The organism is Undibacterium sp. Ji83W (assembly GCF_049340385.1).
Taxonomy (GTDB): Bacteria; Pseudomonadota; Gammaproteobacteria; order Burkholderiales; family Burkholderiaceae_D; genus Undibacterium.
Window position 1 is genome coordinate 1 of record NZ_JBMPOZ010000003.1, and the last position, 16,696, is coordinate 16,696.

Genomic DNA, 16,696 nt, shown 5'->3' on the forward strand with positions numbered 1-16,696 from the left:
TCACCAAATTAAGTCTGACTGGCCAAGCCGGGTCTTACACGCTGACAGCTGCCACCAGCAACCCAACCGCCGCCAGTGCCACATCTTTTATCGTCACGCTCGGTGCCGCCGACAAACTCGCCGTCAACGGCATCCTGAACAAGACCGGTACCTCCGCCGTCGATACCACCACCTTCAACCTCGCTGCCGCTGCTTCCTGGGACGCTACCACCACATCGAGTGCCGACCTGACCGGCAATGCCGTCACCGTCTCGAATGTCGCCGCCCCGACGATTACCTCCGCCACTTACGATGTCACCACCCACATCCTCACCGTGACAGGTACGGGTCTGGTCAAGACCATCGGTGCCACCAATGACATTACTGTCACTGCCCTGACCATCACAGGCGAAGGTGCAGCAACACGTACGCTCTCGACTTCCGTCAATGTCGAAGTCACGTCCGCCACCAGCTTTGCCGTGGCAGTGGCAGGTGCTGACCAGGCTGCTGTCGAAGCCCTGTTCAACAAGAACGGCAGCACATCGACCAGTGGCACCACTTACAACCTGGCCGCAGCAGATGACTGGGACAGCGTCATTACCGGTGGCAATATCGCTGTGACGACGGCAGCGATTACCGTCTCCAATGTCCCGGTCCCGACCATCACCTCCTCGATTTACGACGCCAACACGGGTGTGCTGACCGTCACAGGTACCGGCCTGACAGGTTTGACAGGTGCCACCAACGACATCGTCGCCAATAAATTCAGCCTGCAAGGTGAAGGCGGTGCCAGCTATACCCTGACCACCACCAGCAATGTCGAGATCACCTCCGCCACCTCGTTCACCCTGACCCTCAGTGCAGCAGACCGCCTGGGTGCCAACCTCATCATGAACAAGAATGGCCCCAGTTCCACCAGTGTCAATACCTATAACCTGATCGCTGCTGAAGACTGGAATGCCGGTGCCGATGCGGCAGTCGTGATTGCCGACCTGACCGGTAATGGCATCACCGTCACCAACGTGGTGGCACCGACCGTCACCTCGGCGACCTATAACGTCGCCACCGGTGTGCTGGTCGTCACAGGCAACAACTTCCTGACACTGACGGGTGCGGCCAATGACATCACCGCCAACCGTATCCGCCTGCTGGGCCAGGGTGCCTTCAACTACACCCTGACCGATACCGCCAACGTCGACGTCACCTCCAACACCAGCTTCACCATGACCATGAGTGCCACCGACAAGGCAGCACTGGCGTTGCGGATGAACAAGGATGGCACCTCGTCCACCGATACCACCACCTACAACCTCGGCATGCTGGAAGACTGGAATACCGGTGCTAACGTGGCCGTCGTCATCGCTGATTTGTTTGGCAATGGCATTACGGTCACTGGTAATAACGTCGCCCCGGTTATCGGTGGTGTCGTCGCTGGCCAGACGGTGACGGAAACCACCACGGTTTCTCCGTTTGCTGCAGTCACCATCACCGATCCGGATGTCGGTGCGTCGGAAACCATCATCATCGCCTTGGATGTCGCCGCCAAAGGCACCTTCACAGCCGCTTCATTAGCCGCCACTGGCTTCTCGACCGCCGATGGTGGCCTGACCTATACCCATGCTGCAGGAACACCTGCGGTCGTGCAGGCGGCCATCCGTGGCCTGGTATTCCAGCCAGGGGCGGGTCGGGTGCCGGTCGGCAGTACCGAAACCACCACCTTCACCATCAGTGCCAGTGACGGTATTGCCTCGGCCGTACTGAATAACACCACCACCGTGATTGCCACCGGTGTCAATGCGGCACCGACCAATATCAGCCTGTTGCCGGCCACCATCCTGCAAGGGTCCCCGGACAACAGCAGCGTCGGTACCCTCTCTGCCACTGACCCTAACCCCAGTGACACCGCCAGCTTTAGCCTGGTGGCGGGCAATGGCACGAATGACCGCGACAATGGCAAGTTCATCATCTCAGGTTCCAGCCTGGTGGCCAAGAACCCGCTGGGCATGACCCCGGGCACCTATACCATCATGGTCCGCGCCACGGACACCTCCAATGCCACCTATGACAAGAGCCTGAGCATCACCGTTGGTGACAATGTGCCGCCAACGGCCACCGGCATTACCCGCATCAACCCAGAAAACACCAATCTCAGCACCGCCGATTACAAGATCAGCTTCAGTGAAGCCGTTACGGGCGTGAATGTCGCCGCCTTTGTACTGGCCACTACCGGTAGCGCAACGGGGACCATCAGCAGCGTCACCCAGCTCGATCCTTCTACCTATAGCGTCAGGATTACGGGGCTGACAGGAGATGGCAGCCTGGGCCTGAACCTTAAAACCTCGGGCACCGGCATTATCGACACCGCCAGCCTGCCTTTGAGTGGCGGCTTTACCGGTCAGTTGTACCAGGTCGATCATACGGCGCCGACGACGGGTATAGGTTCAGTGCGTCTCTCCAATGATGATGGTGCCAGCAATACCGACTTCATCACCACCATCAGCGACCAGACCATTTCCGGCAACCTCACCGCAGGCCTGGCCGTGGGCGAAACCGTGCAAGTCTCACTCGACAATGGTGCCAACTGGATCAATGCGCTGGCGACTATCGGTGGCTCTGGCTGGCGTTTGCCAAATCAACTGCTGAGTGGCAATAACACTCTCAAAGTCAGGGTGGTAGATCTGGCTGGCAATAGCGGGCCGACCTTCTCCCAGGCTTTCAGCATCAACCCTAACAATGACAATCCAGGCTCGGGCGGCTCGGATGCGGATGGCGATGGCATCCTGCAACGGGTAGAAGCAGAAGTGCCCAATTTACTGGGCGCAGGTAATGGCGATGGCAATGGTGACGGCATACCTGACCAGTCGCAGAAAAATGTCAGTTCCCTGTTATGGAATAGCAATACTGCCGCGACCAATCATTATGTGACACTGGCGAATAATAATTTCCTGTCGCAAACCAATGTGAACACCACGGTAGCGCCAGCGACGCTGCCTGCAGAACTGAGCATGCAGTATGGCTTGATCACCACCCAGCTCACAGGTCTTGCAGCAGGTCAGGAAACCACCATGTCGCTGTACACCGATGCCATGGGTCCAGTGAATGGTTACTGGGTACAGGACAAGGCCGGTACCTGGACCAACATTGCCACCAACATTGCCACAGTGAACGGCAAGCTGAAAGTGGACTTCAAGATCACGGACGGCGGTATCTACGATACAGACGGCAAAGCCGATGGCAAGATCACCCTGAACGGTGGTCTGGGCTTTAAAACCATCGTCCCGACCAACCCGAATACGTCCTTGCCAGGCGACAAGGATGGCGATGGCATCCCGGATGCGATCGAAGCCAGAGTCGGCACCAAACTGGATGTCAAAGACAATGATGTGCTGCACCGTTCTGACTTGTTTGCCATGCAGCTCTACCGTGATGTCTTGTTCCGTGAAGCCGATACGGCAGGGGTGCAGTACTGGCAGGGGCAGATAGACAGTGGCAAGATGAGCCGTGCCCAGGTGGCAGCATCGTTCATGGAGTCCGCTGAATTCCAGGGTGGCATCGGTGGTATCACGCGTCTGTACTTTGGTGCCTTTGACCGTTTGCCTGACCGTGATGGTCTGGCTTACTGGATGCAGGCGCAAAAAGATGGCATGAATCTCTCCAAGATCAGTGCGTCCTTTGTGTCGAGTGCGGAGTTCCAGAAGACTTATGGGGCGCTGGACAATACGGCCTTTGTAGATCGCGTCTATCAGAATGTGCTGCACCGTAGTTCAGATGCGGCAGGCAAGGCTTACTGGCTGGGACAACTGGGGAATGGATTAAGCCGTGGCGATATGCTGGCGGGCTTTACCGAGTCGACGGAGTTCAAGGCCAATTCGCAATCCAAAGTGTCATTGACGCTGGATTACATCGGTCTCTTGGGTCATGCGCCGGATCAGGCGACGTTTGATGCTTTGCTCAGTCAATCGGGTACGGATGTGGTCACCCTGATTGGGCAGTTTATTAATTCGCCTGAGTATTTGGCCAGGTTTATGCCTGTGTGATTTGTAGATGTGGGGAACTCCTCTCAAAAGGGCCTCCCCACATTTAACTATCTTTGATTCATCCACTCACACCAGATGAGATATCGAGTCTGGTGCATATCAAATCTATGCGCCTGTGCGCTGTGTCCATGGAATTGCCGTTCCAGCTTCCTTCTTGGCTTGCTTGGCGGCTTTCTTTTCTTTAGGCGTACTGGCCGCCTGCTTCTTGGTTTCTTTATTACTTTGCTGAACTTTACTCATGATTTTACTCCTGGGAACACCAAGGCCTTGGTGATAAGTCAGTATAAGCTTCAATTATCGTATTAACCGTTTTATAAAAAATATAGTCCTTGCATTTAAATTCGTTTTAAAGCCGTTTTAAAGCCACTTCATACCGCAATTCAGGCAATCTGTCTCAATTCCAGGGCAAAGCATGCCGCTTTTCCCTACAGTCACCCTACTCAAACAAAATGGTGAAGCGGGGGAGAAGATGCTGGAAATCCGGAATGTCACAAAAAACTTCGGCAAAAAGCTGACGGCAGTAGATGACTTGTCACTCAATCTGGGTCACGGTGTAGTCGGCCTGATAGGGCACAATGGCGCGGGAAAAACCACGCTGATGCAAATGGTGGCGACCCTGACGCGCCCTAGTAGTGGCAGCATACTTTTCCAGGGCCAGGACATCGTTAAAAAACCGCAAGCCATACGTCAGCGACTGGGATTTTTGCCGCAGGATTTTGGTATTTATCCTAACCTGACGGCGCTGGAATTCATGCAGTATTTTGCAGCTCTCAAGGGTGTACGTGATCCGGCCAGGATCAGGCATTTATTGGAAATGGTGAACTTGCATGACCAGGCCAGACGTCAGGCGTCTACCTTCTCTGGCGGCATGCGGCGGCGTCTGGGCATTGCCCAGGCCTTGTTGAATGATCCTGACATACTCATCGTCGATGAACCCACCGCCGGGCTGGACCCGGAAGAACGTTTGCGCTTCCGCCATTTATTGAGTGAGCTGGGGTTCAAAAAACTGGTGATCATGTCCACCCACATAGTCTCTGACGTAGAGAGTATTGCCAGTCAATTGGCCATCATGCGCCAGGGAAAACTGATTGCCTATGCAAGCCCAGATGAAATCCTGGCGCAGGCGCATGGACAAATCTGGACTGCCGAAATCGCCAGCCATGAATACGATGCCTTGCGCAACAAGGTACATGTCTTGCAAACGCAAAAGCAAGGCAATCACATGAGCGTGCGTATCGCCCACCCGCACCAGCCTTGTGATGGTGCCCGGCATGCAGCCCCCAGCCTGGAAGAAGCCTTGATGGCACAACGCTACGCAGTACAGGAACTGGCAGCATGAGCCCTTCCCTGCTGAATACGTTGAATACACTGACTATCCTGGTATTGAATGAAGCCCGTCTGCGCCTGCGGCGCTTGAGCAGTGTGGTCGCTGTGCTGGCAGTCATTGCGCTGGCGTGGGTGGTGATCCCTGATCCACTATCAGGCACTACCTTGATGACCATAAAAAACACCCGTGTTTTATACACCAGCACCACGCTCGCCTATGGCAGCGCAGCGCTGGCCAGCCTGTTGTTTGGTCTTGCAGGTTTTTACCTTGTGCGTGGCCGCATTGCAGAAGATATGCGCAGTGGTTGCGGCAGTGTCATTGCCGCCACGCACATAGGGAACGGCATCTTTCTGCTGGGGCGCTGGATGGGTGGAGTAGTGTATTTGCTGGCGCTGATCACTGCTTTCATGGGTGCCATGCTAATTTGCCATGCAGTACGTGGTGAGGGCCCGATAGAACTGCTCGTTTACCTGCAAACCTACGTAGCACTGTTGCTGCCCATGATATTTTTTGCAGTCAGTTGCGCTATTTTGTTTGACAGCTTTTCCCCTTTGCTGGGCAAGCTTGGTGACGTGATTTTCTTTTTTATCTGGATGGCACAAATCTCCCTGCTGGATAAAGTAGAAGCTGGCATAGCAGGTCAAATCAATTCCTATATGTTTATTGATTTCATGGGTGCTGCCACTTCTATGGCGAATTTGAAATTGTTCATGCATACCACGCACTTTTCATTGGGTACAGCGACTTATGACGCCAAGCTCACTCCCATATTGCTACCATCCGTCTTGTGGTCAGGGAAATTGCTGGCCATACGCAGCGCATCAGCCATACTGGCCTTGCTGCCATTGTTGCCAGCGATAGCCTTGTTCCACCGGTTTTCACCAGACCGCGTGAAAGTCGGCCAGACCCGCAAACGCCGCTCTCCTTTAAGTTTCTTGAATCAATTGCTGCGCCCTTTCGCTGGCATAGCCCAACCCCTGTTTCGCCTGGCGCGAATCCTGCCAGGGCTGGCCGGGCAAATATGCGCAGATATTGCCCTGACGGTGGCGACAACACCTGTCGCTGGCCTGGCATTATTGCTCATCCCCCTGTTGTCCATGATTTTCCGCATGGGTGGCTTACCTGGCTTATTGACGATCAGTGTCGCCATCTGGGGCATACTCATCAGTGACCTGAGTAGCCGTGACCATCAGACAGTTACCGGTGAAATGACAGGCGCCTTGTCGGGCGGTATAGCCCAGCGTTATGTGCGCCAGTTTGCAGCAACCGCCTTGCTGGGCTTAATGTTGATGAGTGTCATCGGCTTGCGTTGGGCCATGCATGAGCCTATGCGTGCACTGGCATTACTGACCGGCATTTTCAGCATGAGTGCGGTGGCCTGCCTGCTGGGTCGCTTGTCTAAGACGCCACGTACTTTTTTGTCGCTGTTCCTGTTTGGCATTTATGTCGCAGTCAATGCAACTAAAGCGCCGATGATCGATGTATTTGGTTTCAATGGTGTGGCAAACAGCCATTCCATCACGTGGCAAGTCATGCTGGGTATGGCAGCGCTGAGTATCGGTTATGTTTACAACCGCCGCGCAGTTGCATAAAACAGGGTGTTGTTGATAAGTCGCTGGACAAGCTGTAGACAAACTGAAACCAAGTTTTATTTCTTTTCAGCAAAGCACAAATTGTATTAATTGTAAGCAGACTTTAGTTTGATTGTTTTAGCAAATTTATGTCCCTATACTTTTGTTGATCTGATGACGACCATGTTTCCAGATCCACCGGAATCCTGTCTGCTGAGCTAGCTGCGCCATTGCACTATGGCCTGTTCATCAGCATCGTTCCCCCCGCATGTTGATGAACAGGAAAAATTACGCTTATGTCCGCCGGACTCTCCATTAAAAAAGATTTAGCAAAAATACTGTTGTATTCGCTGCTATCACTGTTCCTGATACCTGCGTTTACTTACTGGTTTTCCCAACATGTGGAAAATAAACAGGATGAGAAATTCCTGAGTTTTGTATCTCAGCAAATTGATACTGACAGCAAGTTGACTGCAGATGAAAAATTTCAGCAGCAGGAATTTTTCCGCAAGTATCCACCTTCTAAAATCTGTGACAGCAATATAGCCGAAGCTGCCAGTTACAGGGAACGTGTATGCGCCCGCTATTCAGATAACTGGCAATTCATCATGGCCAGAAAAGTCTCAGCCTGGACCATGGCCGGTGGTGTGGTCTTGCTGATCAGCGTGCTCTTGCTGGGTGCCCTTGCATTCCTCAACGAAAAAGCCCAATACCTGAGTTTTGTCACAGGCTGGCGCGTGCTGACTTTGAGTTGTACTGCCGGGACAATTGCCCAGGGTGCGATGCTGATGTGGCTGTCGTTCTGGGTCACGGCCTATTTCATGAACCGTTATTCCATCAAGCTGATAGGCGTCGCCGTCATCTTTGTGGCGATTGCGGTTTTCTATGTGATCGTCAGCATCTTCAAACGTGCCAATAACAATCACCAGATCCAGGGTGAACTGATTTCTGAACAGGCAGCGCCGGGTTTGTGGCAACGCATACGTGACCTGGCGGCACGCTTGAAAACCGCTGCCCCAGACAATATCGTTGCTGGTATTGACGCCAATTTTTTTGTCACCGAATCACCCTTGAATGTCAGCGGCAGGAGCTTGCGCGGGCGCAGTCTGTTCATCAGCATCCCGCTGTTGCGTTTGCTGAGTCAGTCTGAGGCGGATGCCGTGCTGGCCCATGAACTGGCCCACTTCCGTGGTGGCGATACGGCAAATAGTGCAGCGCTTGGCCCCAAGCTGGCGCAATATGATCAATACTGTTTTGAGATGCGCAGCGCCCATGTACCTACGGTGTTTTATCTCATGTGTCTGTACCGCATGATTTTTGAAATTGCCTCTGCCCGCAATAGCCGTGATCGTGAATTTCTGGCTGACCGCATCGCTGCCAAAGTGATTGCTCCTGCTGCAGTCACCTATTCATTGATCAAAATCGCCGCTTACGCCAACTATAGAAACGAAATTGAGAACCAGCTGTTTTCGCGTAATGAAAGACATGGTGCCAGCCTGGGGATAGCGCAATTTGTGGCTTCCGGCCTGCATCCCTACGCACGTTCCTCTGCCTTCATTGACACCATGAAGCATACCAGCGTACCGCATCCTTATGACAGCCATCCCAAGATGACTGAGCGCATGGAAAATGTCGGTCATGTGATAGCCGAAGCAGATTACGGTGCCATCGTCACCAGTGTGCCAACACAAACCTGGGCCACGGATATACAGGTTGCCGATGAAATTGAAACGCGTTTGTGGGCCAGCTATGAAGAGGACTTCTCCCAGGCGCATGAACATAGCCTCGCCTACCGTTATGAACCGGCCAATGAAGAAGAAGCGGCGCTGGTGCTGCGCTACTTCCCGCCTGTGGAATTCTCCCTGAGCGAAGGCAAAGCCATACAGGTGACCTATGCTGGCTGGATCTTGCCGGATGAAACCGAGCCGCTGGCCTGGGACCGGGTAGACACCTATGCATATGAAGATGGCATGCTGTCAGACACACTGACCATCAAGCATCCTGAAAAAGGCCTGCTGGGTGCCAAATCGACCAAGGTGAAACTTGCCGGTATCAAGAAAGTGCGCGAAGAATTCAAGAATGTCTCCGGTCATTACTGGCACAGGCACCAGGTCATGCGTCATCAACAGGCTCTACAGTAAATGCCGGTTTTTACTCACCTGAAAATCCCGTCTGTGCAGGCGGGATTTTTTTATGTTGTGTACGCTAGCCAGTACGGACAAGAGTACGGACAGTGCGGACAAAAACACAATAAAAAATACCCATATAAATCAATGACTTAAAACTGGCACAGTTTCTGCTAAACGGTATGCAAACTGTTTAATGGAAACATCATGATAAGAGACACTTCAGGCCAGGATACGGTGTTAGCCGCCAATAAGGGACAAAAACGCAAGCGCGTCATCATTGCTGGCGTCGCCACGCTGGTGGGTATTACGGGCCTGGTATTGCTGATGTCGGCATGGCGTGGCAGCAGCCAGTCTGTGAATGCATCACGCTTGCGCATTGCCACAGTCAGCCATGGCACCCTGGTCAGGGATGCCTCGGTAAATGGTCGTATCGTCGCTGCCATCAGCCCTACCTTGTATTCCAGTGCCGGTGGTACCGTGACCTTGAAAGCCAATGCTGGCGACACCGTCAAGAAAGGCGATATCGTCGCCGAGATTGAATCTCCCGACCTGAACGACCAACTCAAACGCGAACAATCGAATACCGAACAACTGGAAGCTGAAGTCGCGCGCCAGCAAATTCTCGCCAAGAAACAAAAACTGATCGCCAGACGTGACGCCGACCAGGCTGAGATAGAACGCATTGCAGCCCAGCGCGCCTTCCAACGCATAGAAGCAGCTGGCGTTGTTGGCGTGGTCGCAAAAAATGATTTCCTGAAAGCCCAGGATGCCATGCATTCCACAGAGATCCGCTCCAAGCATGCGGCACAGGCTGCCGATCTGGAAAACGAAGATGTCACTCTGGAATTAAAAACCAAGATGAGCCAGTTACAACGCCAGCGCCTGAGCCTGGACTTTGCCAAACGCCGTGTCGATGAATTGAAACTGCGTGCGCCAGTAGACGGCATCATCGGCAGCCTGGCAATTTCCAACCGCAGCGTAGTGGCCGCCAATACAGCTTTGATGACTCTCGTCGACCTGTCGCAGCTTGAAGTGGAAGTTGAAATCCCTGAATCGTATATGACCGACCTGGGCCTGGGCATGAAGGCAGAAATCATGATCAACAATAACAAGGTCATGGGCACCCTGACCGCCATCTCGCCAGAAGTGGTAAAGAACCAGATACTTGCCAGAGTGCGTTTCAGCGACAAACAGCCTGAAGGCCTGCGTCAAAGCCAGCGCGTTTCGGCCAGGTTGCTGATGGAAGAAAAAGCCAACGTCATGATCTTGCCGCGCGGCCCCTTTGTCGAAGCAGACGGCGGACGCTTTGCCTATGTCGTCGAAAACGGTGTTGCCCAGCGCCGCTCTATCAAAATGGGTGCAACCAGTATCTCTGCAGTAGAAATTCTCAGTGGTTTGAAAGACGGCGACAAAGTCGTGATATCCGGTACCGATGCATTTGAAAGCGCGAACAGCGTTTCCATTAACAACTAATCAACAACTGATTAGTAACTGATTAATAACTAATTAATTCAAGAAGGAATATCCCATGTTACGCATGAAAAACCTCAGCAAAGTTTACCGTACGCATCTGATCGAAACCCATGCCCTGCGCGGCTTTGACATCCACGTCAAGGAAGGCGAATTCGTCACCGTCACCGGGCCATCCGGTTCTGGCAAAACCACTTTCCTCAACATCGCCGGTTTGCTGGAAGAATTCAATGATGGCGATTATCTGCTTGATGGCATCAACGTCAAGGGCATGAATGACAATGCCCGTACCCGTCTGCGCAATGAAAAACTGGGTTTCATTTTCCAGGGCTTCAACCTGATCCCCGACCTGAACCTGTTCGACAATGTCGATGTGCCCCTGCGTTATCGCGGCTTTAGTACGGCAGAACGCAAGGAACGCATAGAGGCAGCACTGGCACAGGTTGGCCTGGCTTCACGCATGAAACATTATCCGGCTGAATTGTCTGGTGGTCAGCAACAGCGTGTGGCGATTGCCCGCGCCCTGGCTGGTTCACCCAAACTCTTGCTGGCCGATGAACCGACCGGTAATCTGGATACACAGATGGCACGCAGTGTCATGGAATTGCTGGAAGAAATCAATGCCAAGGGCACGACTATTTTGATGGTAACGCATGATCCGGAACTGGCCGTACGTGCCCAGCGCAACGTCCATATCATTGATGGCCAGGTCAGTGATCTGGTGCGCAAGGTGCCTTCACTCTACGATGCCAAAGCAGATGGGCATACAGATGCTGATTCTGCCAATGAAGTTGATAGTTCGGCAGTCGCTTGAGGAGCCGCATGATGTTTCGTTATTATTTTTTACTCGGCATACGCAGCCTGCGTCGCAACCCGGCCCTGACTGCCCTGATGATACTGACCCTGGCAGTTGGCGTTGCAGCCAGCATTTCCACTCTGACGATTTTGCATGTGATGTCAGGTGATCCGATACCACACAAGAGCAATCGCCTGTTCATGCCCTGGATGGATAACGGACCATTGAAAGGCTATACACCCGGTGAAGAGTCGCGTGATACCCAGATGAGCTATCGCGACGCCATGAATCACCTGCCCGCCAAGATTGGAGAAAGACGCACTGCACTGTACGGCATATTAATGGCCATAGAACCAGCGCGCAAAGACTTGCCTGCGGTGGAATCGGAAGGTGTTGCCGCGACCAAGGATTTTTTTACCATGTTTGATACACCCTTTTTACATGGACAGGGATGGACTGAGAACGACGACACCAAAGCAGCGGACGTTGTCGTGCTTGGAAATAAACTGGCTGAAAAACTGTACGGCAAAACCAATCCTGTTGGTCAATACCTGACCATGATAGGTCACCAGTTCCAGATCGTCGGCGTGCTCGATACCTGGGAGCCCAGCCCACGCTTCTACCGTTTCTCTGGCCGCAACGCCACATTTGGTGTGCAGGAAGATTTCTTTATCCCGTTTTCCAGCGCAATACGACATGAAATAACCCACGCTGGCGGCATGAGCTGTACTGGTGAAAATGCACCTGGCTGGCAAGGGAGACTGGATTCTGAATGTACATGGCTGCACTTCTGGTTTGAATTAAAGTCAGAAGGCCAACGTCAGGAACTGCAAAGCTACCTCGACAATTATGCAGTTGAGCAGCGCAAGCTGGGTCGTTACATGCGCGAGGCAAAAAACAAACTGTTCAACGTCATGGAATGGATGGAAGAAGCCAAAGTAGTAGATAACGACAACAAGCTGTCTGCATGGCTGGCATTTGGTTTTCTGCTGTTATGCCTGGTTAACACAGTGGGGCTTTTGCTGGCGAAATTTTCTGTGCGTGCATCGGAAGTGGGTGTGCGGCGTGCGCTGGGCGCATCCCGCAAAGAAATATTTAATCAATTCCTCATCGAAAGCAGCGTCATTGGCCTGGCTGGCGGTGTCACCGGCCTGTTGCTGGCTTTTGGCGCACTTGCCCTGATCGCCATGCAATCGAAACAGCTTACAGTCGTGGCACACATGGACTGGCAAATGCTGAGCATTACTTTTGTCATGTCAGTCACGGCCGCCATATTGGCGGGATTGTTCCCGACCTGGCGCGCATGCCAGGTAACGCCTGCGATACAACTCAAATCACAATGAGAACAATATGAAACTCAATCTGGAAATTCGCCCCATTTTATCTGCGCTGTTGCGCAGCAAGACTGGTGCCATCCTGGTGGCGCTACAGGTCGCCATCAGCCTGGCAATTTTAGCCAACGCCGTGTACATCGTTCAACTGCGCCTGGAAGTGGTAGCGCGCCCTAGCGGTCTGACAGAAGAAAATGATCTGTTTTCTGTCAACATCAGCAACCGCAAACCGGCTGAACATACTGAACAGATCGCTACGCAAAAGCAGGATGAAGCAACCATACGCGGCGTCTCTGGCGTACTCGGTGTCGTGCGAGTCACCCAGACGCCATTATCGCGGTCGGGCAGTACCACGGGCGTTGCGCTGGACAGAAAACAGGCCAGCACCAACGCCAATGTATCGATGTATATCGCGTCTGAATCTGTGATGAAACTCTGGGGCTTGAAACTGGCCGAGGGACGTGACTTCAATCAGGGTGAATTCCTTGAAATTGACGAAAGCACCAGCAAGGAATTTCCTGATGTCGTCATCATTACCAAAGTCCTTGCAGAGAAACTTTTCCCCGGCCAGGCCAGTGTCGTAGGAAAAACCATGTATTTTGGCACTGGTGACGATGCAAATGCCACGCGGATAATCGGCGTACTTGACCGTTTGCAGACCCACGGAGCACAAGTCGGCATAAAGGGTGAAATTTCGGTTATCTTGCCAGTACGCTTGTCGAATTCCCCATATTCCAAGTATTCGGTACGTGCCGAACCAGGCCAGCGTGAACGTGTCATGAAGGATGTTGAGATGACAATCAGAAAAGCCTCTGCAACTCCCCTGATCATTAATATGCGCAGTCTGCAAGAAGACCGCTCCAGACGCTACCGCGCTGACAATGGCCTGGCCTGGATGCTGATTGCAGTATGCGTGTTGCTCTTGCTGGTGACTGCCAGCGGCATTGTTGGCATTTCCAGCCTGTGGGTAACACAACGCCGCAAGCATATCGGTGTGCGCCGGGCACTGGGTGCGCGCAAGATCGATGTGCTGCGCTACTTCGTCACAGAAAATTTCATGATCACCAGCTTTGGTATCGCCTGTGGTGTCGCACTTGCCATAGGTTTGAACCAATTATTGGTCAGCAAGCTGGAATTGACGAAATTGCCTGTGCCTTATTTGGTGGGAGGCAGTGTAATTTTCTGGATACTTGGTATCATCGCGGTGGTAGGACCAGCGGCACGTGCTGCGTCGATTTCGCCAGCCACTGCTACCCGCAGTACCTGAAGTACTGAAAACCCGAAGCCTTGAAAACGCAAACACTGACAATGCCTACCGTATTAATTATTGATGACAACGCCACCGTCGCGGTGGCACTGGAAGTGCTGTTTTCCCTGCATGATATTGATGCGGTGTGCGCCACATCGCCAGAACAGGGTCTGGCGATGCTGGAGCATCAGGCGATAGATCTGGTGATACAGGACATGAACTTCACGGCAGACACCACCTCTGGTGATGAAGGCCGTGCCTTGTTCACTGAAATACGCAAACGCTTCCCCGACCTGCCTGTCATCTTGCTGACAGCCTGGACGCATCTGGATGCAGCCGTGGAACTGATCAGATCAGGTGCTGCTGATTATCTGGGCAAACCCTGGAATGACCAGAAATTGCTGACCACGGTCAGGAATCTGATCGAACTCGGACAAAGCAACCGCGCCCTGCAACAAAGGCTGCAGCGCGAACGCAAGCAAAAACGCGAGCTGGAACAAAAATTCAATCTCTGTAATCTGGTGTGGAATGATGCTGCCACCGAGCGGGTACTGGGCATGGCTTGCCAGGTAGCCCGCGCCGATGTGCCGGTCTTGATCACTGGGCCGAATGGCGCAGGCAAGGAAAGAATCGCAGAAATCATACAGGCCAATTCCAGCGTCAAGGACGGTCCTTTTGTGGTACTGAATTGCGGCGCCCTGCCAGCCGAACTCATAGAAGCAGAACTGTTTGGCGCCGAAGCTGGAGCCTACACTGGTGCCAGCAAGGCGCGCGAAGGCAAGTTTGAAGCAGCAGATGGCGGCACCCTGTTCCTCGATGAAATTGGTAACCTGCCGCTCGCCGGGCAAATGAAATTATTGCGTGTGCTGGAAACCGGGCGCTTTGAAAGACTGGGCTCAAACAAGGAAAGACAGGTCAAGGTACGCGTCTTAAGCGCCACCAATGCTGACTTGCCAGCCATGATCAGGGCTGGCAGCTTCCGCCAGGATTTGCTGTACCGCCTGAACGTCATTGAATTACATTTACCCACACTGGCAGAACGCACGGGCGACATCTTGCCGCTGGCGGAATATTTCCTCAGCAATGGCAAGACCCTGCATCCAAGTACAGCGTCGGCACTGGTGCAATATGCCTGGCCGGGTAATGTCAGGGAACTTAAAAATGTCATGCAACGCGCCTGCCTGCTGGCGGCAAAAAACGAAATCATGCCAGCAGATCTGGGCCTGCCCTTGGCAAATAGCTGGGTCAATGAGCAAGAGCCGGACAAGGAAGCCATAGAACGCGCCCTGCAAAAAGCCCATGGCGTGGTGGCACAAGCCGCAGCAGAACTGGGCTTGAGCCGCCAGGCCCTGTATCGCCGTATGGACAGGCTGGGCATCAGCCGCAGCGCATGACAGACCAGGTGCCTCCACCAGACAGCGGGCCAAATAAAGAGCGCAATCAGCGCCCGCTGTTTTCCATGCTCACACGCCTTAGTCTGTTGATGGCGGCAATACTGGTGCTGGCAGTAGTCATCAGCATGCTCATGCTGTATTTGCTGCCAGATCAAGTCTGGCTGGCTATCGGCCTCAGCCTGTTGATCATCTTGCCTGTAGGCGTGGGTCTGTTACGAAGCCAGTTGCAAGCCATGATACGTTTGTTCCATACCCTGGCGGGCACGGTTATCAGTTATCAGGACAATGATTTTTCTATCGGCGTGCACTGGCCCCTGGAAGATGAACTGGGTGAACTGGTGGAAGCCCACAATGCGCTGGGTGATGTATTGCGCAAGCAGAGATTGAATCTGGTGCAGCGCGAATTGCTGCTTGATACCATGGTACAGAATACACCGGTAGCAATGATGCTGGTGGCCGACCGTGGCCCCATCGTGTTTGCCAATATCGCTGCCAGACAATTACTGAACCAGGGACGCAAGCTGGAAGGTTTCAGCTTTAATGAAGTGATGATGCAAGTCTCGGCCTCCTTGCGCGAAGCCATACTGCGAGGTGGCGACGGCCTGTTCACCGTGGCCGCCAAAGATCCGGAAGAAGAGGAAGAGGTCTACCATCTGGCACGTCGCCACTTCAGTCTGAATGGCCGTCATCATGAATTATTTTTATTGCGCCACCTGACGGTGGAATTGCGCCGCCAGGAAGTGCAGACCTGGAAAAAAGTCATACGCGTTATCAGCCATGAATTGAATAATTCCCTGGCACCGATTGCCTCACTGGCAAATTCTGCTGCGGTGCTGGTCAGCCGTGGCCAGACCGAGCGCCTGCCCGGTATTTTACTCACCATAGAAGAACGCACCCGCCATCTGGAAAGTTTTATTGATGGTTATGCGCGCTTCGCGAAGTTACCAACACCCCGGCTGGAGAGTACGCACTGGGATAGTTTTATTGCAGGCCTGAAGTCACAAGTCATCTTCACCGTCATCGACAATTTGCCAGAAGAAGCCATCAACCTGGACCGTGCGCAGATGGAACATGCCTTGCTGAATCTATTGAAGAATGCCCATGAATCCGGCTCAAGGGAAGATGAAGTCGGCCTTGGCGTACGCAACTTGCAAGGCTTAATACGCATAGAAGTCATGGACAGGGGTAGCGGCATGACAGACACGGTGATGTCGAATGCCCTGATCCCGTTCTATTCCACCAAACGCAGCGGTACAGGCCTCGGTCTGGCACTGGTGCGTGAAATCATAGAAGCGCATGGCGGCAGGATCAGCCTGCAAAACCGTGAAGGCGGCGGCTTGACTGTCAGCCTGTTCCTGCCACTACCATCTTAGAACCTGTTTACAACCTTACTGCGCTTGCGTGAGCGTGATC

11 protein-coding genes are annotated in these 16,696 nt (G+C 53.2%); 10 read left to right on the plus strand and 1 reads right to left on the minus strand.

Features of this window, described 5'->3' with window-relative positions; genetic code table 11:
* A partial coding sequence (locus tag ACO0LD_RS06805) for a DUF4214 domain-containing protein (protein ID WP_423005060.1) occupies window positions 1–4,016 on the plus strand: 4,016 nt, incomplete at its 5' end.
* A 105-nt stretch (window positions 4,017–4,121) separates the two neighbouring features.
* Here ACO0LD_RS06805 and ACO0LD_RS06810 read toward each other — a convergent pair.
* Window positions 4,122–4,256, minus strand: a complete 135-nt coding sequence (locus ACO0LD_RS06810) for a hypothetical protein (RefSeq protein WP_255431525.1) — start codon at window positions 4,254–4,256, stop codon at window positions 4,122–4,124.
* Between the two features lie 172 nt (window positions 4,257–4,428).
* Here ACO0LD_RS06810 and ACO0LD_RS06815 point away from each other — a divergent pair, with 172 nt between their 5' ends.
* From ACO0LD_RS06815 to ACO0LD_RS06855, 9 genes are all read left to right on the plus strand, one after another.
* Window positions 4,429–5,355 carry an ABC transporter ATP-binding protein gene (locus ACO0LD_RS06815; RefSeq protein WP_423005062.1) on the plus strand — a complete coding sequence of 309 codons (927 nt, stop codon included), beginning with the start codon at window positions 4,429–4,431 and terminating at the stop codon, window positions 5,353–5,355.
* Window positions 5,352–6,935, plus strand: a complete 1,584-nt coding sequence (locus ACO0LD_RS06820) for a hypothetical protein (RefSeq protein WP_423005064.1) — start codon at window positions 5,352–5,354, stop codon at window positions 6,933–6,935. The genes ACO0LD_RS06815 and ACO0LD_RS06820 overlap by 4 nt, the downstream gene beginning before the upstream one ends.
* Window positions 6,936–7,210: 275 nt before the next feature.
* The gene (locus ACO0LD_RS06825) at window positions 7,211–9,055 is read left to right on the plus strand and encodes a M48 family metallopeptidase (RefSeq protein WP_423005066.1); all 1,845 of its coding nucleotides are present in this window, start codon (window positions 7,211–7,213) and stop codon (window positions 9,053–9,055) included.
* A 192-nt stretch (window positions 9,056–9,247) separates the two neighbouring features.
* The gene (locus ACO0LD_RS06830) at window positions 9,248–10,516 is read left to right on the plus strand and encodes an efflux RND transporter periplasmic adaptor subunit (RefSeq protein ID WP_423005068.1); all 1,269 of its coding nucleotides are present in this window, start codon (window positions 9,248–9,250) and stop codon (window positions 10,514–10,516) included.
* Window positions 10,517–10,571: 55 nt separating this feature from the next.
* A complete protein-coding gene (locus tag ACO0LD_RS06835) occupies window positions 10,572–11,327 on the plus strand; it encodes an ABC transporter ATP-binding protein (RefSeq protein ID WP_423005069.1) in 756 nt (251 codons plus the stop codon).
* 8 nt (window positions 11,328–11,335) lie between these two features.
* Window positions 11,336–12,652: an ABC transporter permease gene (locus ACO0LD_RS06840; RefSeq protein ID WP_423005071.1), complete on the plus strand. Its 1,317-nt coding sequence runs from the start codon at window positions 11,336–11,338 to the stop codon at window positions 12,650–12,652.
* A gap of 7 nt (window positions 12,653–12,659) precedes the next feature.
* Window positions 12,660–13,907, plus strand: a complete 1,248-nt coding sequence (locus tag ACO0LD_RS06845) for an ABC transporter permease (RefSeq protein WP_423005073.1) — start codon at window positions 12,660–12,662, stop codon at window positions 13,905–13,907.
* Between the two features lie 41 nt (window positions 13,908–13,948).
* The gene (locus ACO0LD_RS06850) at window positions 13,949–15,283 is read left to right on the plus strand and encodes a sigma-54-dependent transcriptional regulator (protein WP_423005075.1); all 1,335 of its coding nucleotides are present in this window, start codon (window positions 13,949–13,951) and stop codon (window positions 15,281–15,283) included.
* A complete protein-coding gene (locus tag ACO0LD_RS06855) occupies window positions 15,280–16,656 on the plus strand; it encodes an ATP-binding protein (protein WP_423005077.1) in 1,377 nt (458 codons plus the stop codon). Before ACO0LD_RS06850 ends, ACO0LD_RS06855 begins: the two co-directional genes overlap by 4 nt.
* Window positions 16,657–16,696 lie beyond the last annotated feature (40 nt).